The sequence below is a fragment of the Geodermatophilus telluris genome (genome assembly GCF_900102745.1).
Taxonomy (GTDB): Bacteria; Actinomycetota; Actinomycetes; order Mycobacteriales; family Geodermatophilaceae; genus Geodermatophilus; species Geodermatophilus telluris.
This window is the reverse complement of record NZ_FMZF01000006.1, coordinates 342,834-364,810: the sequence shown is the minus strand read 5'-3', so window position 1 is coordinate 364,810 and position 21,977 is coordinate 342,834. Positions and strand designations below refer to the sequence as shown.

The following is a 21,977-nucleotide window of genomic DNA, read 5'->3' as shown; positions in this document are numbered from 1 at the left end:
GGGGCTTGACCGCTGTGGCCCGCCTCACCCATGCTGCTAAGTGAACGTCATTCACTTTAGCGTCCCGAGGCCCCGAGAGGACCCCGCCGTGACCACCTCCCCACCCCCCGCAGGCTCCCCCGAGGCCGACACCGGAGAGCTCCGGCGCGGTGTCCTCGGCACCGGGAGCCTCGTGTTCATGGTCGTCGCCGCGGCGGCGCCGCTGACCGTCATGGCCGGCGTCGCCCCGCTGGCGATCCTGGTCGGCGGGGTCGGCGCCCCGGTGGGCTACCTCGCCGCCGGCCTCGTGCTCACCGTCTTCGCGGTCGCCTTCACGCGGATGACCCGCTTCGTGGGCAGCGCCGGGGCGTTCTACGCCTACATCGCCCAGAGCCTGGGCCGCGGCTGGGGGCTGGCCGCCGCCCTGCTGGCGCTGGTCTCCTACAACGCCCTGCAGATCGGCGTCTACGGCCTGTTCGCCGCGCAGGCGCAGGAGACCCTGGCCGACGTCTTCGGCGTGACCGTGCCCTGGCCGGTCGTCGCCGTCGGGGCCGTGGTGCTGGTCCTGGTGCTCGCCGTGCTCGGCATCGACGTCGGCGCCCGCGTGCTCGGCGTCCTGCTCGTGCTCGAGACCGGGATCCTGCTGCTCATGGCGGTCGGCGTGCTCGCCGACGGCGGCGCCTCCGGCCTGGACGCGGTGTCCTTCACCCCCGGCGCCGTCTTCGGCCCGGGCATGGGCGGCGTCCTGGCCTTCTGCTTCGCCGCGTTCATGGGCTTCGAGTCCACGGTGCTCTACCGCAAGGAGGCCCGCGACCCCGAGCGCACCGTCCCGCGGGCCACCTACGCCGCGGTGGCCTTCATGGCGGTCTTCTACTGCTTCATCGTCTGGGCGGTCATCCAGGCGTTCGGCAGCGACGCCGCCGTCGCCGCGGCCGGGGACGACCTCGCGGGCGCCTTCTTCACCGTCATCGACACCTACGTCGGCTCGTGGGCCGCCACGCTCATGCACCTGCTCGTCATCACCAGCGTCTACGCCTCGCAGATCGCCTTCCACAACGCGATCACCCGCTACACCCACGCGCTGTCCCGGGAGGGCGTGCTGCCCGCGTGGGTCGGCCGGGTGCACCCGAGGTTCGGGTCGCCCTACCGCGCCAGCGTCGTGCAGAGCGTCCTGGCCGTCGTCGTCATCGGCGCCTTCGCCCTGGCCGCCGCCGACCCCTACACCCACCTGCTGCTGTGGGTGAACACCCCCGGCGTCGTGGGCGTGCTGGTGCTGCAGACGCTGACCGCCGTGGCCGCCGTCGTCTACTTCACCCGGCGCAACCCGGCCGCCAGCACGCGGACCGCGCTGACCGCCGCGGTCGCCTCCACCGTGCTCCTCGCGCTGGCGACCTACGTCCTGGTGACCAACATCGAGCTGCTCACCGCCGCGTCGACGACGGTCAACGTGGCCCTCGTCGGCATCGTCCCGGCGACGCTCCTCGTCGGCGCCGGTCTGGCGTTCTGGCTGCGCCGCCGGCGGCCGGCCACCTACGCGGGCATCGGCGGGGGTGGGGTCGACGACGACCCCGGGCCCGTGCCCGCCGCGGCCGGTGCCCGCGCGGTCGAGGGGACGCGGGCGTGAACGCCGACCTGGTGCTCTGCGCCGACACGGTGCACACGCTCACCGAGGGCCGCCCGGTGCAGGCCGTCGCCGTCGCCGGCGGGACCGTCGTCGCCACCGGCACCCGCCGCGACGTGCGCGACTGGCGCGGCCCGCGCACCGAGGTCGTCGACCTCGGCGCCGCCACGCTGACCCCGGGGCTGACCGACGGGCACCTGCACCCGGTCATGGGCCTGCAGCTCACCGCCGACGTCGACCTGTCCACCGCGCGGTCGCTGGAGGAGGTGCACGCCCGGCTGGCCGCGGCGTGCGAGGGCCGCCCGCGCGACGCCTGGGTGCAGGCCTGGGGGCTGGACCCCAACCTGTTCGGCGGCCGGCCGGTCACCTCCGCGCCGATCGAGGCGGTCGTGGGCGGCCGCCCGGCGTTCGTCCGGCTCTTCGACGCGCACTCGGCGCTGGCCACCGGCCGGGCGCTGGCGATCGCCGGCGTCGACGGGCCGCGGCGGTTCGCCCAGCGCTCCAGCGTGGTCTGCGACGAGACCGGGCGCCCCACCGGGCTGCTGCTGGAGTCGGCGGCGATGGACCTGGTGCAGGACCACGTCCCGCTGGACCCGGTCCCGGTCCGGGCCGCCCGGCTGCGCGCCCTGCTGGCCGACATGGCGGCCACCGGCCTCACCGGCGGCCACGTGATGGACCTGCTCGGCGACAGCCGGGCCGTGGTCGCCGCCGCGGAGGACCTGGGGGAGCTCCCGCTGCGGCTGCGCTTCGCGCCCTGGTGCGTGCCCGGGGTGGACGCCGACGGGCTCGCCGAGCTGGTGGACCTGCAGGCCCGCGGCGGCCGGCGCTGGACGGTCGGCGGGGTCAAGTTCATGGTCGACGGCACGGTCGACAACGGGACGGCGTGGCTGGACCAGCCCGACGCGCTGGGGGAGTCCACCGAGAGCTTCTGGCCCGACCCGGCCGACTACACCGCCGCCGTCCGGGCGCTCGCGGCGCGCGGCATCCCGACGGCGACCCACGCCATCGGCGACGCCGCGGTGCGGCACGTGCTCGACGCGCTCGACGGCCTGCCGCGGACACCGGCCGGCCCGCACCGGGTGGAGCACATCGAGACGCTGCCGACGGAGCTGGTCGGCCGGTTCGTCCGCCAGGGGGTCGTGGCCAGCATGCAGCCGACGCACTGCACGCACTTCACCCGCGCCGACCACACCGACAACTGGTCGGCCCGGCTCGGCCGGGAGCGGGCCGACCGGGCCTGGCGCTGCCGCGACCTGCGCGACGCCGGGGTGCCGCTGGTGCTCGGCTCGGACTGGCCGGTGGCGCCGTTCGACCCCCGCCGGGTGCTCGCCGACGCCCAGCTGCGCCGGCCCGCGGGCGAGCCGGACGTGGCGCCGGTGCAGCCGCACCAGGGGCTCACGCCGCTCATGGCGCTGCAGGGGTACACGTCCGCGGCCGCCTGGGCCGCCGGCGAGGCCGGGGCCGCGGGCCGCGTCGCGGTGGGGGCGCGCGCCGACCTGACCGCCTTCGCCGTCGACCCGCTCGCGGCCGGCCCCGACGAGCTGGCCGACGCGCCGGTCGTGCTGACCACCGTCGACGGCGCCGTCGTCCACCGCGGCGCCCTGGCGGACGGCTAGCCGGTCCGCTGCGGGCCGGGGCCGCCCGGCGTGAGCCGGGCGGCCAGGTCGCGGGCCGCGGCGGCGGCGCAGCGGCGGAACAGGCCGTCGTCGCCGGTGCACAGCCAGTTGACCGACAGCCCGAACAGCAGGCCCAGCACCGACTCGGCGAGCACCTCGACGTCGCCGGACCAGGTGCCGCCGTGCGCGGCGGCCACCCGCTGCAGCAGGTCGAGGACGTCGCCGCGGTACTGCTCGGTGGACTCGCGGGCCGCGGCCCGCAGGTCCTCGTCCCGGCCGCCGAGCAGGGTCAGCTCCTGGAGCACGATCTCCGCGCCGGGGTCGGCGACCACGGTGTCGACGTAGCCGACCAGGGCCCGGGTGAGCACCTCCTCGGCGCTGCCGCCGGCCTCGACCGCGTGCCGCAGCAGTGCGGTCGAGCGCTCCCGGTCGGCCTCGAAGACCGCGCGCACCAGCTCGGTCTTCGAGCCGAAGGCGTAGTGCACCGCACCCAGGGGGACGCCGGCCTCCCGCGCCACCGCGCGGGTGGTGAGCGCCCACGCCCCCTCGCGCTGCATCACCCGCACGGCGGCCGCGACCAGCTGTGCCCGGCGCTGCCCGACGGGCACGTGCGGCCGCCGTGCGCCGGTCACCGGGCGACCGCCTCCGGTGCCGGCTCGCCGCGGGGAGCCGGGACCGCGGGGGTCCCGCGGAGCAGCACGACGGCCTGCGCCGCGACGTAGGCCGCCAGCAGCGCGGCGATCCCGAGCACCACCTGCATGCCGCCCACGAACGCCTGGCCGGCCTCGGCCAGCAGTGCCGCGGCGGCATCGGCCGGCAGGGCGGCCGCGGCCTCGGTGGCCCCGCCCAGCGTCTCCCGGGCGGCGCCGGTGGCGGCCGTGGGCACCCCGTCGACGTCGTCGAGCCCGGCGGCGTAGACGGTGAGGCCCACGGTGCCCAGCACCGCGGTGCCCATCGCGCCGCCGAACTCGTAGGCGGTCTCGGACACCGCGGCCGCCGCGCCGGCGCGCTCGGGCGGCGCGGTCGTCAGGACGACGTCGTTGGTCAGCGCCTCCGCCGCGCCCACGCCGGAGCCGATGAGCAGGCCGGCCACGACCAGCACCACCCGGTCGCCGTCGACCCCGAGCCCCGTCGCGGCCGCCAGCCCGGTGGCGGCCAGCGCCATCCCGCCGCCGATCACCCACCGCAGCGGCAGAGCGCGGGCCAGCCACGGTGCGGCCAGCGACCCGGCCACCGTCGCGAGCGCCAGCGGCAGCATCCACACCCCTGCGGCGAGCGGGCTCATCCCGAGCACCAGCACGAGGTACTGCGGGAGGAAGAACATCAGGCCGAGCAGGGCGAAGACGGTGAGCAGGTTCGTGGTCACCGCGACGGTGAAGGGCCGGGAGGCGAACAGCCGCAGGTCCAGCAGCGGCTCGGCCAGCCGGCGCTGCCGGCGCACGAAGGTCCACAGCAGCCCCGCCCCCGCGGCCAGGGCGACGACGACGGGTCCGTCCACCCCGTCGTGCGCCGCGGTCTTCAGGGCGTACACGACCGGCAGCACGCCGGCGATCGACAGCACGGCCGACAGCGCGTCGAAGGGCCCGGGGCGCGGGTTGCGCGACTCGGGCAGCACCAGCGGCGCGCTGACCAGAAGCAGCACCATGACCGGGACGTTGACGAGGAACACCGAGCCCCACCACAGGTGCTCGAGCAGCAGCCCGCCGACGATCGGGCCGAGGGCGGCGCCGCCGGAGAACGCGGCGGCCCACACGGCGATCGCCAGCCGCCGCTCGCGCGGGTCGGGGAAGACCGAGCGCAGCAGCGCCAGCGTCGAGGGCATCAGCGTGGCGCCGCCGAGCCCGAGCAGCGCCCGCGCCCCGACGAGCATGCCGGGGGAGGTGGCGAACGCGGCCAGCAGCGACGCGCCGCCGAAGGCCGCGGCCCCGGCCAGGAGCAGCCGGCGGCGGCCGATGCGGTCGCCGACGTTGCCCATCAGCACCAGCAGGCCGGCCAGCAGGAAGGAGTAGATGTCGACGATCCACAACAGGTCGGTCGACGTCGGGCGCAGGTCGGCGGTGAGCGCGGGGACGGCGAGTCCCAGCACGGTCATGTCGACGCTGATGAGCAGGACCGGGAGTGCCAGGACGGCGAGGGCCGACCAGCGGCGGAGGGGGGTCACGGGTTCCTCGGGACGGTCGTACGGACGACGGCCGCGACGGCGGCGGCGCCCAGCATGGCACAGTGTTGGTCAAGTGACCAAGTGTGTGCCGGAGCCGTCGCCGCTGCGGGGGGAGGGGATCCGCGGCGGCCGGCCCGTGCTCCCGCGGGAGCCGTCCGGCGCGGGGGCGGTGGGCAGCAGGCCGGCGTCGCGGGCCCGCTGGACCGCCATGAGCCGGTCGCGGACGCCGAGCTTGCGGTAGAGGTGCTCGAGGTGCTTGTGCACCGTGCGGGGGGAGGTCTGCAGCCGGCGGGCGATCGCCTGGGCGGTGAGGCCGGCCCCGAGGAGCGTGAGGACGGCGAGCTCGCGCTCGGTCAGGCGGGCGTCGCGCGCGCGCTCGGAGCGCCGGCCGGGCACGGCGCGGACCACCCGGTGGTGCCGGAGCACCGCGGTTAGCGCCGGGAGGACCAGGCCGGCCAGCTCGACGTCGGCGTCGGCGTAGTCGTCCGCGGGACGGCTGACCACGTAGGCGTCGATCCCGTCGCCGACGCGCAGGGGCAGGGCGAGCTGGTGGGCGATCCCGAACGGGCGCGCGAACGCCGCCCACCGCGCCGTCACGTCCGCCGGGGCCACCTCGCGGGGCACCCGGCCCAGGACCTGCGGGGCGGGGCTGCGCGTGACGGAGTACCAGCGGATGAGCGGCTGGGTGGTGGCGTCGGGGACGATCCCGAACGGCGGCACCGTGGGCAGGTAGCCCTCGGGCCAGCCGCGGACGACGTGGTCGACCCCGGCGCGGTCGACGGCGTGCAGCGAGCAGCAGGCGGCGTCGAAGGACCGCACGAGCAGGTCGGCCACCCGGGCGTGGGGGAACTCGCGCACCCCGGGCGGGCCCTGCAGGAGGTCGCCGACGAGCTCCAGCCACGCGGCGTGACACGTGGTGGCCCGCGACACGGAGCTGACGGTAGTGCCGTGGTCGCTCCGAGTGGAGGGCCGAACGTCCCGTCGCGGTCCGGGACCGCTCGCGGACCCCGGCTACGCACAAGTGCGTACACCCGTGCGCGCCGGCCTCGCGGGGCCGAGGCGTGGCTAGCGTGGCCCTCCGCAGCCGCCGCCCCGTCCCCGAGAGCCCGCCCGACCCCGAGGAGGACCGCGCCGTGGACCGTCCACCCGCCGCCCGCGTGACGCTGCTCGACGGCTTCGCGCTGGACCTGCCCGGCCGGCCGCGGCGGTCGGCCGGCGCGGACCTGCCCCCCGCGGTGCAGCGGCTGGTCGCCCACCTCTGCCTCTCCTCCCGGCCGGCCCGCGGGGCGCTGGCCGGTGACCTGTGGCCCGAGGTCCCCGAGGAGCACGCGCACGGGAGCCTGCGGTCGGCGCTGTGGCGGCTCAACAAGGTCGCCCCCGGCCTGGTCCGGGCCTCGGCGAGCACCCTCAGGCTGGCCGCGGACGTCCGCGTGGACGTGCGGGACCTCGACGACTGGGCACGGCGGGCGATCACGCCGTCCGGGGGAGCCGGGGACGTCGCCGCCCCGGACGGCGCGCTCCTCGGCGACCTCCTGCCCGGGTGGTACGACGACTGGGTGCTGCTGGAGCGGGAGCGGCTGCGCCAGCTGCGCCTGCAGGCGCTGGAGGCCGTGGCGGTCCGGCTCGCCGCCGCCGGCCGCCACGGCGAGGCGCTGGAGGCGGCGCACGCCGCGGTCCGCGCCGAGCCGCTGCGGGAGAGCGCCCACCGGGTGGTGGTCGGCATCCACCTGGCGCAGGGGAACGTGGCCGAGGCGGTGCGGGCCTACGAGGTGTTCCGGACCGTGCTCGCCGACGAGCTCGGCGTGCTGCCCAGCGCGCTGATGACCCGGCTGGTCAGCCACGTGCCGCGGGTCCGGCGCGCGCTGGAGAGGCAGCGCGCGGGCCGCCCGCACGGCTGCGACCCGGTCCCGCACCGGTCGGCCGGGAGTGCGCCGCGCGGGGTGGGTGCCGGCCGGGGGTGACCTCCCGGGTCAGGCCATGTCGACGGCGATCTTCAGCTGTCCGGGCCGGGGCGCGATCGCGGCGGTGAAGGCGGCCTGCACGTCGGCGACCGGGTGGACGTGGCTGACGTAGGCCTCCCGCAGCCCCGGGTGCGCCGCGAGGTACGCGCCGGCCTCGGCCAGCACCCGGCGCCGCTCCAGGGTGACGCCCGAGCGCAGGGTCAGGTTCTTGCGCAGGAAGGTCATCATGTCGAACGGGTACACCGGGTCGTCGGGCACGCCGAAGTAGAAGACCTGGCCACCGGGCGCCACGGCGTCCAGGGCCGGCTGCAGCGTCGAGACCTGGTGCCCGACGGCCTCGACGACGACCGCGGGCCGGTCGCCGTCGGACAGCCCGCCGGCCCACCGCTCGGCCCGGGCGGTGACCGTCTCGCCGACGCCGAAGACCGCCGCGACGTCGCTGCGGTCGACCGGGTCCACGCCGGTGACCCGTGCCGCGCCGCGGCTGCCGAGGACGTGGCTGAACAGCAGGCCGATGGGGCCCTGGCCGATCACCGCGACCGTCTGGCCGGAGACGTCGCCGAGCTGCTCGACGGCGTACAGCACGCAGGCCAGCGGCTGCAGCATCACCGCGGTGGTCGCCGGCAGGGCGGTGTCGTACCGGGCGAGGCCCTCGCCGTCGGTGACCACCAGCTCGGCGATCCCGTCGAACATCGACGCCCAGCCGACGACGAGGTCACCGGGGGAGTGCCCGGGGTGCCGGCTGGCGACGACCTCCCCGACGATCTCGTGCATCGGGAAGCCCGGCGCCCGGGTGGCGCCCCAGCCGTCCTCGGCCGCGGGGTGCGGCCACAGGCCGCCGCGGAAGTTGGGCAGGTCGCTGCCGCAGATGGCGCCGGCGCGGGTGGCCAGCAGCACGTGCCCGGGCGCCAGCGCGGCGGGGTCGGGTGCGGCGACCTCCACCTGCTCGAAGCGGAAGGGGCCGCTGAGCGTCTGTGCCCACATGGTGTCCTCCGTCCTGCGCGGCGTGCCCGCACCGGGACGGTGCCACACCGCCGGGGACGGGGCTCCGCGGTCGCCGACCGCGGGGCCCCGCCGTGCCCGGTGCGGACTCAGAAGGGCGGCTCCTCGCCGGCGTCGCCGGCGGGCGCGCCGGCCCACGGGTCGGCCACCCCGCCCTGCCCGGTGCCGCGCTGCCCGGTGCCGCCCTGTCCGGTGCCGCCCTGTCCGGTGCCGCGTTGCGCGGACCCGCCGAAGCCGCCGCCGGGCCCGTCGCCCGAGCGGGACGCCTTCGCGACGGTGGCCGTCGCGTAGCGCAGCGACGGGCCGATCTCGTCGACCTCCAGCTCGATGACGGTGCGGTTCTCGCCCTCCTTCGTCTCGAAGGAGCGCTGCCTGAGGCGGCCCTGCGCCATCACCCGCGAGCCCCGGGTGAGCGACTCGGCGACGTTCTCCGCCGCCTGCCGCCAGACGCTGCAGCGCAGGAACAGGGGGTCGCCGTCCTTCCACTCCTGGGTCGAGCGGTCCAGGGTGCGGGGGGTCGAGGCGATGGTGAAGTTGGCGACCGCGGCGCCCGAGGGCGTCCAGCGCAGCTCGGGGTCGCTCGTCAGGTTGCCGATGACGGTGATGACTGTATCGCCGGCCATGATCCGGTCCTCCGTGTCGTTCGGTGCAGTGCTCGGGTGAGCGCCCGGAGGCTACGAGGACCCACCGACAACTCCCGGGGCCCGCGGCGCTGTCACTGGCCGGTGCCACCATCGGCGGCCGGAGGCGGTGCGGGTGGGAGGGACGCAGGTGGGCGGGGCGCAGGTGGACGCGGCGCAGGTGGGTGCGGCGCGGCCGGGGTCGGTGCTGGAGGCGACCCTGGAGCGGGTCACCTACGCCAACGCGCAGACCGGCTACACCGTGGCGCGCGTGGACACCGGCCGCGGCGGCGACCTGGTCACCGTCGTCGGCTCGCTGCTGGGCGCGCAGCCGGGGGAGACGCTCCGCCTGCGCGGCCGGTGGGGCGCGCACCCGCAGTACGGCCGGCAGTTCCAGGTCGAGGACTACACCACCGTGCTGCCGGCGACCGTGCAGGGCATCCGCCGCTACCTCGGCTCGGGGCTGGTGAAGGGCATCGGCCCGCGGCTGGCCGAGCGGATCGTCGACCACTTCGGCACCGACGCGCTGCGGGTGATCGAGGAGGAGCCGGCCCGGCTGGCCGAGGTGCCGAGCCTCGGCCCCAAGCGGACCCGGCTGATCACCGCCGCGTGGGAGGAGCAGCGGGCCATCAAGGAGGTGATGGTCTTCCTGCAGGGCGTGGGCGTCTCGACGTCGCTGGCCGTGCGCATCTACAAGCAGTACGGCGGTGCCTCGATCGGCGTCGTGCGCACCGAGCCCTACCGGCTCGCCGCCGAGGTGTGGGGCATCGGCTTCAAGACGGCCGACACCATCGCCGCGGCGGTGGGCGTCCCGCACGACAGCACCCAGCGGGTCGAGGCCGGGCTGCAGTTCGTGCTGTCCGAGGCCACCGGGCAGGGCCACTGCTTCCTGCCCGGGCCGGAGCTGGTCGCCCGCGCCGTCGAGGTGCTGCAGGTCCCCGCCACCCTGGTGGGCCACTGCCTGGCCTGCCTGGTGGCCGAGCAGGGCGTCATCCGCGAGGAGCTGCCCGCCGGCGACGGCGACCCGCCCACGGTGGCCTACTACCTGGTGCCCTTCCACCGCGCGGAGGTGTCCCTCGCCGCCGGGCTGCGGCGGCTGGCCACCGCCGACGACGACCGGCTGGCGGCCTTCGCGCGGGTCGACTGGGACGCCGCGCTCGCCTGGCTGCACCGGCGCACCGGCGTCGAGCTGGCCCCCGGGCAGCGGGAGGCGGTGCGCCTGGCGCTCACCGAGCGGGTCGCCGTCCTCACCGGCGGGCCCGGCTGCGGCAAGAGCTTCACGGTGCGCTCGATCGTCACCCTTGCGGCGGCCAAGGGCGCCCGGGTGGTGCTCGCCGCGCCCACCGGCCGGGCGGCCAAGCGGCTCACCGAGCTGACCGGCGTCGACGCGGTCACCGTGCACCGGCTGCTGGAGCTGCGCCCCGGCGGGGACGCCGCCTTCGACCGCGACCGGCCGCTGTCGGCCGACCTGGTGGTGGTCGACGAGTCCTCGATGCTCGACCTGCTGCTGGCCAACAAGCTGGTGCGGGCCGTGCCGCCGGGCGCGCACCTGCTCCTGGTCGGCGACGTCGACCAGCTGCCCTCCGTGGGCGCCGGCGAGGTGCTGCGCGACCTGCTCGCCGAGGGCACCCCGGTGCCGCACGTGCGCCTCACGCAGGTCTTCCGGCAGGCCAGCCGCTCCGGCGTGGTCACCAACGCCCACCGGATCAACGCCGGCACCCCACCGCAGGTCCGCGGCCTCGACGACTTCTTCCTCTTCGCCACCGACGACGCCGAGGAGGCCGCGCGGCTCACCGTGGACGTCGTCACGCGCCGCATCCCGGCCCGCTTCGGCCTCGACCCGCGCCGCGACGTCCAGGTGCTCACCCCGGTGCACCGCGGCCCGGCCGGCGCGGCCGCGCTCAACGAGCAGCTGCAGGACGCGCTCACCCCGGCCCGGCCCGACCGGCCCGAGAAGCGCTTCGGCGGCCGGGTCTTCCGGGTCGGCGACAAGGTCAGCCAGGTCCGCAACGACTACGACAAGGGCCGCAACGGCGTCTTCAACGGCACCCAGGGCGTGGTCACCGCGATCGACGCCGTCGAGCAGACCGTCACCGTGGTCACCGACGAGGACGAGGAGATCGCCTACGACTTCGGCGAGCTCGACGAGCTGGTGCACGCCTACGCCGTCACCGTGCACCGCTCCCAGGGCAGCGAGTACCCCTGCGTCGTCGTGCCGCTGACCACCAGCGCCTGGACGATGCTGCAGCGCAACCTGCTCTACACCGCCGTCACCCGCGCCAAGCGGCTGGTCGTGCTCGTCGGCTCGCCCCGGGCCCTCGGCCAGGCCGTGCGCGCCGCGGGGTCGGGACGCCGGCACACCGCCCTGGCCGCCCGGCTGCGCGCCCGCGACGCCGTGGCCGACACCGCCGCGGCCTGAGGAGGCCGGGCGAGGGGTCAGGACGTCCCCGACCGGCGCACCTCCAGCGCGTCCTCGTACGCCTCCCGCCGGGCCTCCAGCGCCGCCTGCGCCTGCACCTCCAGGCCGGCGAGGGTCTCCTCCACCTGCTGCAGCCGCGCCCACCAGGTGCGCACGGCCTCCGGGCCGGCCAGGTCGGCCGGCGAGAGGCCCAGCAGCCCGCGGATCGCGGCGTCGGCCTCCTCCAGCACGCCGGACCCGTCCTCCGGCGCGGCGGCCCGCGCCGCCCAGAACACCTCCGCCCACAGCGCGGCCACCGCGAGCCCGCCGGCCGGCGGCACGCGCTGCTCGAACGCCTGCCGCCGGTCGGCGGCGACTCCGGTCAGCCGCAGCGTGAGGAACCGGCGGGTCAGCCGCAGGAACTCGGGCGCGGCGGCCCGGCAGCCCTCGGCGGTGCCGGCGTCCAGGAGCCGCGCGCACAGGTCCTCGAGGCGCTGCGCCGTCTCCTGGCGCCACAGCCACAGGTCGTAGGGCGTCGCCCCCCGCAGCGAGGCGGCCTCCCCCGGGTCGCCGGCCGGACCGTCGTGGGAGGAGCCGCTCACACCGCCGCAGGCTAGTGCCCGGCCGCCGGCACGGTCAGCGAGGCCCGCCGTCCCGGAGCCCGGCCGAGGCGTGGCGCGCCGGGGTTCCGCTCCGGGCGAACACGCGCCGTGCGGACCCGGCGAGCCGCCTTGACACCGCGGTTCTGTCGGTACCCGTCCCTAGATTGCGGATCGACATCTTCCCCGTGTCACAAGGAGTCCACCATGGCCGTTCCCGGCCTCACGACCCGCAAGCCGACCGGCCGCGTGCCCTGGCCCTGCATCCTCCTGGAGGGTGAGGAGAAGTCGGGCAAGAGCTGGTCCCTGGCCCAGCTCAGCGCCTCGGACAAGATCGGCGCGCTGTACTGGATCGACCTCAACGAGGGAGCCGGCGACGAGTACGGCGCCATCCCCGGAGCCGACTACCACCTCGTCGAGCACGACGGCTCCTACGCGCAGGTGCTCGCCGCCGTCCAGGCCGTCAAGGCCGAGGCGCGCCGGGCGGCCGACGCCGGCGAGCCGCCGGTGGTGCTGGCCATCGACACCGGCTCGGCGATCTGGGACGGCCTGAAGGACTGGGCCAGCGAGCGCGCCGCCCGGTCCGCCCGCAACCGCGAGCTGCTCAAGCGCGACCCCAACGCCGAGGTGGCCATCAGCCAGAACCTCTGGAACGACGCCGGCGCCCGCTGGCGCAAGCTGCAGACCGAGCTGCTCACCTTCCCCGGCATCGTCGTGGTGACCGCCCGCGGCAAGGAGGTCACCGAGGTCGACGCCAACGGCCGCCCGATCGAGGGGCAGAAGACCTGGTCGGTGCAGACCCACCGCGAGTTCCCGTACGCCGCGAGCGTGTGGGTGCGGCTGCGCCGCGGGCGCCGGCCGCTGATCGTCGGGGCGCGCAGCGTCCACGTCGGCATCAAGCCCAACGACGACCCGGCCCGGGAGGTCACCGTGCCCGAGGCGAAGGGCCGACTGCTGGAGTGGCTGGTCTTCGACGCGCTCAAGTGCGACCCGGGCACCGCGCACGTGCGCGACCTCGTCTCCTTCCACGGCGGCGGGCTGCTCGAGCACGAGCGCACCGAGGAGACCCGCACCGAGCGCACGGCCGAGCGGACCGCCGAGCGGCCGGCGGCCCGGGCCGGTGGGCGCGGCGAGCCCGACGTCGCCGACCTGGTCGCGCGGATCGGTGACGCCCGCGACGACGACGAGCTGCGCGAGGTGTGGAGCCTGGGCAACCGCGCCGGCCTGCTGCAGGTCGACGTCCCGACGCCCACGGGTCCCTACACCGTGGCCGAGCTGATCAGGGCGCGGCACGAGGAGCTCGTCGAGGCGGCGGCGAGCGCCCACCCGGCCGGGCGGCGCCGGGTCGCGGCCGGCGACCCCTCCGTCCCGCAGACGCCCGCCGCGGTGGTGCAGGCCGCCCAGGCCGCCGCCGCGGCGCAGGCAGCCACCGCGGTGGCGCCGCGACCGGACGCCGACCGGCCGGCGGTGCCGGCCAACCCGCTGCTGGAGGCCTCGCCGACGCCGGACGACCCCCGCGAGCGCCGGAGCACCGCCGCCCGCCGCGGCGTGCTGGCCAGCCTGGAGGCGCTGGGGGTGACCGACGAGCGCATCGGTGCCCGGTTCGGCCGGCCGGTGGAGCACGTGGCGACCAAGCGGCTGACCGCCCTCGTCCGCGACGTGATCGCCACGCAGCGGGCCGCGGAGGCGGGACAGCAGGAGATCGTCGCGTGACCTCCGCCGCCGGAGCGGGGCCGGTCCGCCCGGCCCCGCTCCCCGCCGGGGGAGGCGCGCGGTGACCGCCGTCCTGCCCGCCCGCCCGAGCGCCGCCGAGCGGCGGGCCGCGCCCAGCCTGGCCGCGGCCGTCCGCGACCTCGACCGCCGTCGCGCCCGCTCCCGCCAGCGGGTCATCGGCGCCTCCGAGCTCGGCGAGTGCCGGCGCCGGGCGGCCTACCGGGTCGCCCGGCGCCGGCCGACCAACACCCGCACCGGGCTGCAGGCCTTCATCGGGACCGAGCTGCACCGCGGCGTGCTGCGCGCGCTGCGCCGCCAGTACGGCGGGCTCACCGAGGTCGGGCTGCGGGGGGAGCAGGTCAAGGGCCGCTGCGACTGGTGGCACGCCCCGGTCGTGGAGGACCTCAAGACGACCTCCCGGTTCGGCTTCGAGCGGGTCCTCACCCGCGGCGTGCCGGTGCGGCACTGGTTCCAGGTGGCCGTCTACGCGTGGCTGCTGCGCACCGGCCAGACCGCCGACCGGCGGCTGCCGGCCGGGGCCGGGCAGGACGTCGACGGCCTGCGCCTGCGCTACCTGTCCCGCGACTCCGGCGAGGACGTCGTCTTCGAGGCGGAGTCCGACCCGGCGCTGACCGCCGAGGCGCTGCTGTGGCTCACCGACGTCTACGCCACCGTGGAGGACGACGGCGTCGACGCCGCCCCCCGCGACGGCTTCGGCCCGGGCGTGGACGCCATGTGCGACTGGTGCCCCTTCCTCGACCTGTGCTGGGGCCCGCCGGTCGACCCGGAGACCGAGGGCGAGGCCTCCCGCCAGTCCCGCCTGACGGTGACCGACGCCGACTTCGCCGAGGCCGTGCACGACTACGACGCCTGGCGGGCCGCCGAGACCGAGGCCCGGCGGCACAAGGAGTACGCGCGCGAGCGGCTGCGCGGCCGGTCCGGGCCGGCGGGCGAGCTGCACTGCGAGTGGTCCGGCGGCGCGCTGCGCACCCAGGTCGACAAGGACGCCGCGGTCGAGCGGCTGGCCGACCTCGGCGAGGTGGTGCCCACCCGGACGGCCCGCAGCCCCCGGACCATCCGGGTCACCCGGACCGGCGCCCCGCCCGGCTGAGCCCCGCCCGGCCGAGCCGGCGCGCCGGGAGCGGCGCGGGACGCCCACCCGTGGCACCATCGAACACACGTTCGAAACACCGCAGGAGGTCCGCGATGAGCACCGTCCCGACGTCCCACCTGACCGCCGGGGAGCCCGTCCTGACCAGTGACGTCGTCGGCTCGGACTTCGGCCTGCCGCTGGTGCGGCCCGCGCGGACCCGCCAGGGCGGCCGGGTGCGGGTGGTGCGCTCGCGCTGCCGGTCGCGCGGGGGCGTGGTCGTCTGGTTCACCGACGGCACCAAGACCCCGCCGCTGCACGGGCGCACGGGCTGGCTCGTCGCCGAGCCCGGTGAGGCCACGCACGACGTGGCCTGAGCCGCGGGGGAGGGTCGCCGGGCCCTGGGACGGTGACCCGCCGGGGAGCACGGTGACCGGCATGACCGAGGACGTCCAGCACTCCGTCCGCCCGGCCCGGGCGGCCGACGCCGACTCCCTGACCCGCACCCTGGCCTCGGCCTTCGCCGACGACCCGCTGTTCTGCCACCTCCTCCCGCCCGGGGTGCGCCGTCGGCACGAGCGGCTGCGCCGGGCGCTCGCCGTCGACGCCGCACGCAGCCTGTCCCTCGGCGGCCTGTGGACGACCGCCCACGGGGACGCCGCCGCGGTGTGGTTCCCGCCGGGCGCCTGGCGGGGGACCGCGCGTCAGGACCTCGCCGAGCTGCCCGCGTGGCTGCGGGCCGGCGGGCGGCGGATGCGCGCGTTCCAGCAGGTGCGCGCGGCGCTGTACGCCCACCACCGCGACCTGCCGCCGCACGCCTACCTGCTCTACCTCGGCACCCGGCCCGGGCGGCAGTCGCAGGGGCTGGGCAGCGCGCTGCTGCGCGCGGTGCTCGACCGCTGCGACGCCGAGCGCCTGCCCGCCTACCTCGAGGCCACGTGCGCGCGCAACGTCCCGCTGTACCGGCGGCACGGGTTCGTCGCGCACGACGCCGTCGAGCCGGCCGGCGGCTGCCCGCCGCTGACCCCCATGTGGCGCGACCCCCGCTGACCCGGTCGTGCCGGGGCCCGGTTTGCCGCACCCGGGCCGGGCCGGTGGGATCGGGACGCCGACCCCCGAGTCCCAGGAGCGCCGCATGACCACGAGCACCGAGCAGCCGCCGACGGTCGCGGGCCCGCTCGACGACGGGGAGCTGCGGGCGATCGACGCGTGGTGGCGGGCGGCGAACTACCTGTCGGTCGGGCAGATCTACCTGATGGGCAACCCGCTGCTGCGGGAGCCGTTGCGCCCGGAGCACGTCAAGCCGCGGCTGCTCGGCCACTGGGGCACCACGCCGGGGCTGAACTTCGTCTACGCCCACCTCAACCGGGTCATCGCCGCGCGCGACCTGGACGCGATGTACGTCATGGGCCCCGGGCACGGCGGGCCCGGGCCGGTCGCGGCCGCCTGGCTGGAGGGCACCTACAGCGAGGTCTACCCGGAGGTCTCGCAGGACGAGCCGGGGCTGCAGCGGCTGTTCACCCAGTTCTCCTTCCCCGGCGGGATCCCCAGCCACGTCGCGCCGGAGACACCGGGGTCCATCCACGAGGGCGGCGAGCTGGGGTACGCGCTGTCCCACGCCTACGGCGCCGCCTTCGACAACCCCGGCCTGCTGGTCGCCGCCGTCGTCGGGGACGGCGAGGCCGAGACCGGGCCGCTGGCCACCAGCTGGCACTCCACGAAGTTCGTCGACCCGGCCCGCGACGGCGCCGTGCTGCCGATCCTGCACCTCAACGGCTACAAGATCGCCAACCCGACGGTCCTGGCCCGCATCGGCCGCGACGAGCTCACCGACCTGCTGCGCGGCTACGGCCACGAGCCGCACGTGGTGGAGGGCTCCGACCCCGTGCAGATGCACCAGGCGTTCGCCGCCACGCTGGACCGCTGCCTCGACGAGATCGCCGCCATCCAGCGCCGTGCCCGGGACGAGGGCGTGTCCGAGCGCCCGCGCTGGCCGATGGTCGTGCTGCGCTCACCCAAGGGCTGGACCGGCCCGGCGGAGGTCGACGGGCTGCCGGTCGAGGGCTCGTGGCGCTCCCACCAGGTGCCCTTCAGCAACGCCCGCGACGACGAGGGCCACCGGCGGGTGCTCGAGACCTGGATGCGCAGCTACCGCCCCGAGGAGCTCTTCGACGCCGACGGCGCGCCGGTGCCCGCCGTCCGCGACCTGCACCCCGGCGGCGACCGGCGGATGAGCGCCAACCCGCACACCAACGGCGGCGCGCTGCTGCGGCCGCTGCGCATGCCGGACTTCCGCGACCACGCCGTCGAGGTCACCGAGCCCGGGACCGGCGCGGTGGAGGCCACCCGCGTGCTGGGCCGCTTCCTCCGCGAGGTCATGCGCCAGAACATGCACGACTTCCGGCTGTTCGCGCCGGACGAGAACAACTCCAACCGCCTCGGCGACGTCCTGGAGGTCACCGACCGCACGTGGGTGGCCGAGCGCCTGCCCACCGACGACCACCTCGCCCCCGACGGTCGGGTCATGGAGATCCTGTCCGAGCACACCTGCCAGGGGTGGCTGGAGGGCTACCTGCTCACCGGCCGGCACGGCCTGTTCTCCTGCTACGAGGCGTTCGTGCACATCGTCGACTCGATGGTCAACCAGCACGCGAAGTGGCTCAAGACCACCAACGGCATCCCGTGGCGGCAGCCGATCGCCTCGCTGAACTACCTGCTCACCTCGCACGTGTGGCGGCAGGACCACAACGGCTTCTCCCACCAGGACCCCGGCTTCATCGACCACGTGGTGAACAAGAAGGCCGACGTCATCCGGGTCTACCTGCCGCCGGACGCCAACACCCTGCTGTCGGTGGCCGACCACTGCCTGCGCAGCAGGCAGTACGTCAACGTCGTCGTCGCGGGCAAGCAGCCGGCGCTGCAGTACCTCGACATGGACGCCGCCGTCGTGCACGCCACCAAGGGCATCGGCATCTGGGACTGGGCCAGCAACGACGCCGGGCAGGAGCCCGACGTCGTCCTCGCCTGCGCCGGGGACGTGCCCACGATGGAGACCCTCGCCGCGGCCGAGGTGCTCCGCGGGTGGTTCCCCGACCTGAGGGTGCGGGTGGTCAACGTGGTCGACCTGATGCGCTTGCAGGACGAGCGCGAGCACCCGCACGGCCTCTCCGGTGCCGCCTTCGACTCGCTGTTCACCCGCGACCGCCCGGTGGTCTTCGCCTACCACGGCTACCCGTGGCTGATCCACCGGCTGACCTACCGGCGGACCAACCACCGCAACATCCACGTGCGCGGCTACGTGGAGGAGGGGACGACGACCACGCCGTTCGACATCTGCGTGATGAACCGCATCGACCGGTTCAACCTGGCCATCGCCGCCATCGACCTCGTCCCGCGCTTGGGGGCGACCTCGGCGCACGCCCGCGAGGCGCTGGTGGGCAAGCTGATCGAGCACCGGGCGTACGTGCGCACGCACGGCGTCGACCTGCCCGAGATCCGCGACTGGCAGTGGTCCGGGGCGCGCGGGCCGGTCACCGAGAGCCCCGGTCCGCTGGTGGAGCCCGAGTCGGCCTGAGGCGCCGACGGGTCGCGGCGGGCTCCCTTGACCGCGTGCGGGCCGCGTGGGTTCATGGGGCCGGTCACACCTGCTCCAGGGACCTGCCCGCGCGTCGTCCGGGTGTAGCGGGTCCGCCCGGGTCCCGTCCCCACCACCGGAGGCCGACGTGCCCGACGCCGACAGCGGGAGCCCGGCGACCTTCGCCGTCCCGCGGATCCGCTCCGAGCGGCTGCCCGACGGCCGCGTGCTGCTGCGCTCGGCCGAGCCGCTGGCCGCGCACCCGGTCAGCGTGGTGCACGAGTTCCGGCGGCACGCCGCGGAGCACCCCGACCGGCTGCTGCTCGCCGAGCGCGGCGCCGACGGCGAGTGGGCCCGGCTCACCTGGGGCGAGGCGCGGGCGCAGGCCGACCGGCTCGCGCAGGGCCTGCTCGACCGGGACCTGGCCGACCGCCCGGTGCTGGTGCTGTCGGGCAACAGCCGGCTGCACCTGGTGGTCGCGCTCGCGGCGATGACCGTCGGCGCGCCGGTGGTGCCCACGAGCGTGGCCTACTCCCTGCAGAGCACCGACCACGCGAAGCTGCGCGCGATGGCCGACCTCGTCGAGCCGGGGCTCGTCGTGGCCGAGGACGCCGCCTTCGCGCCGGCCGTCGCCGCCGTCGCGGGGGACCGGCCGGTGCTGGCCCGGGACGGCGACCTGCCCGGCTCGGTCGCGGTGGGGTCCTTCGGCGCCGAGCCGACCGCGGAGGTCGACCGGCGGTGCGCCGCGCTGCGCCGGGACACCGTCGCCAAGATCCTGTTCACCTCGGGGTCCACCGGCACCCCGAAGGGCGTGCTCAACACCCACGGCATGCTGATGGCCAACCAGCAGCAGGTGCGCCAGGCCTGGCCGTTCCTCACCGCCGAGCCGCCGGTGCTGCTCGACTGGCTGCCGTGGAGCCACACCTTCGGCGGCAACCACGACCTGAACATGGTGCTGGCCAACGGCGGCACGATGTGGATCGACGACGGGCGGCCCGCGCCGGCGCTGGTCGGTCGCACCGTGCGGAACCTCACCGACGCCCGCCCGACCCTCTACCTCAACGTGCCCGCCGGGTACGCCGCGCTGCTGCCGCACCTCGAGCGCGACCCGGCGGCCGCCCGCGCGTTCCTCGAGCGGCTGCGGCTGGGGTTCTTCGCCGCCGCCGCGCTGCCCCAGCAGCTGTGGGACCGGCTGGAGAAGCTGGCCGCCGACCACGGCGCCACGATGACGATGACCACCTCCTGGGGGCTGACCGAGACCGCGCCCGCGGCCACCAGCGCGCACTTCCCGATCACCCGCAGCGACGTCCTCGGCGTCCCGCTGCCCGGCGTGCAGCTCGCGCTGGTGCCGGTGGGGGAGAAGACCGAGGTCCGCGTCAGCGGCCCCAACGTGACGCCGGGCTACCACCGCCGTCCCGACCTCACCGCGGCCGCCTTCGACGAGCACGGCTTCCTCCGCACCGGCGACGCCGTCGTGCTCGCCGACCCGGACGACCCCGCCGCCGGCCTGGTCTTCCGCGGCCGGATCGCCGAGGACTTCAAGCTGTCCACCGGCACCTTCGTCAGCGTCGGCACGCTGCGGCCGCAGCTGCTGTCGGCGTCCGACGGCCTGCTCACCGACGCGGTGGTGTGCGGCGCCGACGGCGACCGCGTGACCGCGATGGTGTGGCTGCACCCCGACCACGCGGCCCGGGTGGACGCCGACGGCGTGCCCGAGGACGCGCTGCGCGCCGAGCTGGCCGGCACGCTGCGCCGGCTGGCCGCCCGCGGCGGGGGCTCCTCGCAGTGCGTCGAGCGGGTGCTGGTGCTCACCGAGCCCGCGCGCCTCGACGCCGGCGAGATCACCGACAAGGGCTACGTCAACCAGGCCGCCGTCCGCGACCGCCGGGCCGACCTCGTCGCGCTGCTGTCGGCCGACCCGCCGCCGCCGCGGGTGGTCGTCCGGGCGGGCTGAGCGGGGGAGCGGCTACCCGGTGCCCTCCGCGGCGATCAGCTCGGCGACCTCCTCCGGCCGCTCCGAGCAGTCGTCGTCGGTGTCCGGCTGGTCCTGGGCCAGCCCCTCGACCCCGGCGTCCTCGACCGGCTGGAAGCCCCGCTCCGCGAGGTGCCGTGGCACCCGGGCCTGGGCGTTGAGCACGTGCGAGCGCGACAGCCAGCCGAGGCCGTCGGCGACGTCGAAGTCCAGGCCGCCGCCGGGCGCCCGCTGGACGTGCCCCGGGGAGGGCAGCAGCCCGACGAGCTGCACCGCCTCGTCGGCCGACAGCGTCGACGGCGGGGTGTCGAACCAGTACCAGCTGGCCGCGCAGATGCCGTAGACGTGCGGGCCGAGCTGGGCGGAGTTGACGTAGAGCTCGAGCACCCGCCGGTCGTCGAGCACCAGGGACAGCTCCGCGGCCAGGCCCGCCTCGACCGCCTTGCGCCACACGCTCATGCTCGGGGTGAGGAACAGGTTCTTGGCCACCTGCTGCGGGATGGTCGACCCGGACGGGTCCTCCTCGCCGCGCAGGTGCGCCTCGGCGCGGCCGGACAGCTCGTCCCAGGTGAACGCGCCGTCGCGGTAGGGCAGCGCCTGGTCCTCGTGCGCGATGACGGCGGCCAGGAACCACCGGGACACGTGCTCCACCGGCACCGACTGCTGCACCGCGCCCTGCTCGTCGGCCAGCATGAACGCCGTCGTCGGCGGGTCGACCCAGCGCAGCGACACCAGGACGAGCGCCTGCAGCACGAACGCGGCCAGCAGGACGCGGACGGCGCGGCGGCGCAGCCGGCGGCTCCGGCCGCGTCGCGGACCGGTGGGCTCCGCCGGCGGCTCCGGCCGGGACCGCGGCGGCGGTGCGGCCCACGGGTCCGGCGGCGGGGGCGCGGCGAGCGGGCCGTCGTGCGGCGGGAACCGGTCGTCGGCGGCCGGGGGGCCGGCGGGCACCCGGTCGGTCCACCGCTGCCCTGCCGGGAGGTCGTCGGGCGGGCGGCGCCGCCTCGGCGCGACGGGCATGCGGTGCGTCCTCCCGTGACCTCCTGACCGGACCCCCAGGCTACCGGCGGACCGCCGCCGGGCCCGGCACCTCGGCCGTGCCGCGCGGGCCCCGCGCCGGGTCCGGGGTCCTCAGGCGCCCGGGCCCGGCAGCGCGGGCAGCACCCCGGCCCCCGTCAGCCAGCCGAGCCAGTCGCCGACGTGCCAGGCCTCCGACACCCGGTCCCCGGACCAGTGCAGGAGGTGGGCGCCGCCGGCGGTCGTGCGGTTGCCGGTCGGCTCCACCCCCGGCAGCAGCGTCGTCGTCCCGGAGAACACGGCCTCCGCCGTCCAGCGGTGCACGGAGGTGGTCCCGTCGACGAGGTCCTCGTGCACCTGGACGTGGATCCCGGTGAAGGCGGTGCGGAACGCGGCGACGAAGTCCCGCAGCCCGCCCCGGTCCATGTCGGGGAACGGGGGACCGTGGTAGACGAGGCCGTCGGCGAAGACCTCGTCCACGGCGGACAGGTCGCCCTGCTCCCACAGGGCGACGACGCGCAGCATCGCCTCGCGCGCCCGGTCCCTCGACACCGTCGAGCCGGTCGTCTGCGTCATGGCGGGCTCCCTCCACGAGTTCCTCCGGGGGCGCTGCCGATGCTCCGCACGCACCCGCGGCGCGCCAGGGTCCTCCGG

18 protein-coding genes are annotated in these 21,977 nt (G+C 76.6%); 10 read left to right on the top strand and 8 right to left on the bottom strand.

Annotated features, from left to right (window positions below; translation table 11 throughout):
- The first annotated feature begins 88 nt into the window (after positions 1 to 88).
- Both BLQ97_RS19570 and BLQ97_RS19565 read left to right on the top strand, forming a co-directional pair.
- Entirely contained in the window at positions 89 to 1,603 is a 1,515-nt protein-coding gene (locus BLQ97_RS19570) for an APC family permease (protein WP_217637281.1), read from the top strand.
- Entirely contained in the window at positions 1,600 to 3,216 is a 1,617-nt protein-coding gene (locus tag BLQ97_RS19565; RefSeq protein ID WP_091367838.1) for an amidohydrolase, read from the top strand. Before BLQ97_RS19570 ends, BLQ97_RS19565 begins: the two co-directional genes overlap by 4 nt.
- Here BLQ97_RS19565 and BLQ97_RS19560 read toward each other — a convergent pair.
- From BLQ97_RS19560 to BLQ97_RS19550, 3 genes are all read right to left on the bottom strand, one after another.
- Positions 3,213 to 3,848 carry a TetR/AcrR family transcriptional regulator gene (locus BLQ97_RS19560; protein ID WP_091367836.1) on the bottom strand — a complete coding sequence of 212 codons (636 nt, stop codon included), beginning with the start codon at positions 3,846 to 3,848 and terminating at the stop codon, positions 3,213 to 3,215. The genes BLQ97_RS19565 and BLQ97_RS19560 overlap by 4 nt on opposite strands.
- The gene (locus BLQ97_RS19555; RefSeq protein ID WP_091367835.1) at positions 3,845 to 5,377 is read right to left on the bottom strand and encodes an MFS transporter; all 1,533 of its coding nucleotides are present in this window, start codon (positions 5,375 to 5,377) and stop codon (positions 3,845 to 3,847) included. The genes BLQ97_RS19560 and BLQ97_RS19555 overlap by 4 nt, the downstream gene beginning before the upstream one ends.
- Positions 5,378 to 5,446: 69 nt before the next feature.
- A complete protein-coding gene (locus BLQ97_RS19550) occupies positions 5,447 to 6,307 on the bottom strand; it encodes a helix-turn-helix transcriptional regulator (protein ID WP_091367834.1) in 861 nt (286 codons plus the stop codon).
- A gap of 203 nt (positions 6,308 to 6,510) precedes the next feature.
- On the opposite strand from BLQ97_RS19550, the gene BLQ97_RS19545 reads away from it, so the two are divergent.
- Positions 6,511 to 7,338, top strand: a complete 828-nt coding sequence (locus tag BLQ97_RS19545; RefSeq protein ID WP_091368006.1) for an AfsR/SARP family transcriptional regulator — start codon at positions 6,511 to 6,513, stop codon at positions 7,336 to 7,338.
- Between the two features lie 9 nt (positions 7,339 to 7,347).
- Here BLQ97_RS19545 and BLQ97_RS19540 read toward each other — a convergent pair whose 3' ends face one another.
- Positions 7,348 to 8,322 (bottom strand): zinc-binding dehydrogenase, encoded by a 975-nt coding sequence (locus BLQ97_RS19540; protein WP_091367832.1) that lies wholly within the window; start codon positions 8,320 to 8,322, stop codon positions 7,348 to 7,350.
- A gap of 107 nt (positions 8,323 to 8,429) precedes the next feature.
- Positions 8,430 to 8,963, bottom strand: coding sequence for a single-stranded DNA-binding protein (locus tag BLQ97_RS19535; protein ID WP_091367830.1), 534 nt, complete (start codon positions 8,961 to 8,963; stop codon positions 8,430 to 8,432).
- 133 nt (positions 8,964 to 9,096) lie between these two features.
- Here BLQ97_RS19535 and recD2 point away from each other — a divergent pair, with 133 nt between their 5' ends.
- Positions 9,097 to 11,379 (top strand): SF1B family DNA helicase RecD2, encoded by a 2,283-nt coding sequence (gene recD2, locus BLQ97_RS19530; RefSeq protein ID WP_245692480.1) that lies wholly within the window; start codon positions 9,097 to 9,099, stop codon positions 11,377 to 11,379.
- A 17-nt stretch (positions 11,380 to 11,396) separates the two neighbouring features.
- Here recD2 and BLQ97_RS23695 read toward each other — a convergent pair whose 3' ends face one another.
- Positions 11,397 to 11,960 (bottom strand): hypothetical protein, encoded by a 564-nt coding sequence (locus BLQ97_RS23695; RefSeq protein ID WP_091367829.1) that lies wholly within the window; start codon positions 11,958 to 11,960, stop codon positions 11,397 to 11,399.
- A gap of 204 nt (positions 11,961 to 12,164) precedes the next feature.
- Here BLQ97_RS23695 and BLQ97_RS19520 point away from each other — a divergent pair, with 204 nt between their 5' ends.
- The 6 genes from BLQ97_RS19520 to BLQ97_RS19495 all read left to right on the top strand — a co-directional run bounded on the left by BLQ97_RS19520 (position 12,165) and on the right by BLQ97_RS19495 (position 20,288).
- Positions 12,165 to 13,670: a DEAD/DEAH box helicase family protein gene (locus BLQ97_RS19520; RefSeq protein WP_091367827.1), complete on the top strand. Its 1,506-nt coding sequence runs from the start codon at positions 12,165 to 12,167 to the stop codon at positions 13,668 to 13,670.
- Positions 13,671 to 13,731: 61 nt separating this feature from the next.
- Positions 13,732 to 14,781 (top strand): PD-(D/E)XK nuclease family protein, encoded by a 1,050-nt coding sequence (locus tag BLQ97_RS19515; RefSeq protein WP_091367826.1) that lies wholly within the window; start codon positions 13,732 to 13,734, stop codon positions 14,779 to 14,781.
- A 95-nt stretch (positions 14,782 to 14,876) separates the two neighbouring features.
- Positions 14,877 to 15,137, top strand: a complete 261-nt coding sequence (locus BLQ97_RS19510) for a hypothetical protein (RefSeq protein ID WP_091367824.1) — start codon at positions 14,877 to 14,879, stop codon at positions 15,135 to 15,137.
- A 61-nt stretch (positions 15,138 to 15,198) separates the two neighbouring features.
- Positions 15,199 to 15,810, top strand: coding sequence for a GNAT family N-acetyltransferase (locus BLQ97_RS19505; RefSeq protein ID WP_139173761.1), 612 nt, complete (start codon positions 15,199 to 15,201; stop codon positions 15,808 to 15,810).
- 85 nt (positions 15,811 to 15,895) lie between these two features.
- Positions 15,896 to 18,334 (top strand): phosphoketolase family protein, encoded by a 2,439-nt coding sequence (locus BLQ97_RS19500; protein WP_091367822.1) that lies wholly within the window; start codon positions 15,896 to 15,898, stop codon positions 18,332 to 18,334.
- Positions 18,335 to 18,482: 148 nt separating this feature from the next.
- Positions 18,483 to 20,288: a feruloyl-CoA synthase gene (locus tag BLQ97_RS19495; RefSeq protein WP_091367820.1), complete on the top strand. Its 1,806-nt coding sequence runs from the start codon at positions 18,483 to 18,485 to the stop codon at positions 20,286 to 20,288.
- 12 nt (positions 20,289 to 20,300) lie between these two features.
- On the opposite strand, the gene BLQ97_RS19490 is transcribed toward BLQ97_RS19495, so the two are convergent.
- Positions 20,301 to 21,326: a transglycosylase domain-containing protein gene (locus BLQ97_RS19490; protein WP_245692478.1), complete on the bottom strand. Its 1,026-nt coding sequence runs from the start codon at positions 21,324 to 21,326 to the stop codon at positions 20,301 to 20,303.
- 111 nt (positions 21,327 to 21,437) lie between these two features.
- Positions 21,438 to 21,899: an ester cyclase gene (locus BLQ97_RS19485; RefSeq protein ID WP_091367818.1), complete on the bottom strand. Its 462-nt coding sequence runs from the start codon at positions 21,897 to 21,899 to the stop codon at positions 21,438 to 21,440.
- Positions 21,900 to 21,977 lie beyond the last annotated feature (78 nt).

Bases quoted from the DNA above. Each gene is read 5' to 3' on its own strand.
- BLQ97_RS19540 (WP_091367832.1), bottom strand. From the start codon at position 8,322: ATGTGGGCACAGACGCTCAGCGGCCCCTTCCGCTTCGAGCAGGTGGAG.
- BLQ97_RS19535 (WP_091367830.1), bottom strand. From the start codon at position 8,963: ATGGCCGGCGATACAGTCATCACCGTCATCGGCAACCTGACGAGCGAC.
- BLQ97_RS19520 (WP_091367827.1), top strand. From the start codon at position 12,165: ATGGCCGTTCCCGGCCTCACGACCCGCAAGCCGACCGGCCGCGTGCCC.
- BLQ97_RS19510 (WP_091367824.1), top strand. From the start codon at position 14,877: ATGAGCACCGTCCCGACGTCCCACCTGACCGCCGGGGAGCCCGTCCTG.
- BLQ97_RS19505 (WP_139173761.1), top strand. From the start codon at position 15,199: ATGACCGAGGACGTCCAGCACTCCGTCCGCCCGGCCCGGGCGGCCGAC.
- BLQ97_RS19500 (WP_091367822.1), top strand. From the start codon at position 15,896: ATGACCACGAGCACCGAGCAGCCGCCGACGGTCGCGGGCCCGCTCGAC.
- BLQ97_RS19490 (WP_245692478.1), bottom strand. From the start codon at position 21,326: ATGCCCGTCGCGCCGAGGCGGCGCCGCCCGCCCGACGACCTCCCGGCA.
- BLQ97_RS19485 (WP_091367818.1), bottom strand. From the start codon at position 21,899: ATGACGCAGACGACCGGCTCGACGGTGTCGAGGGACCGGGCGCGCGAG.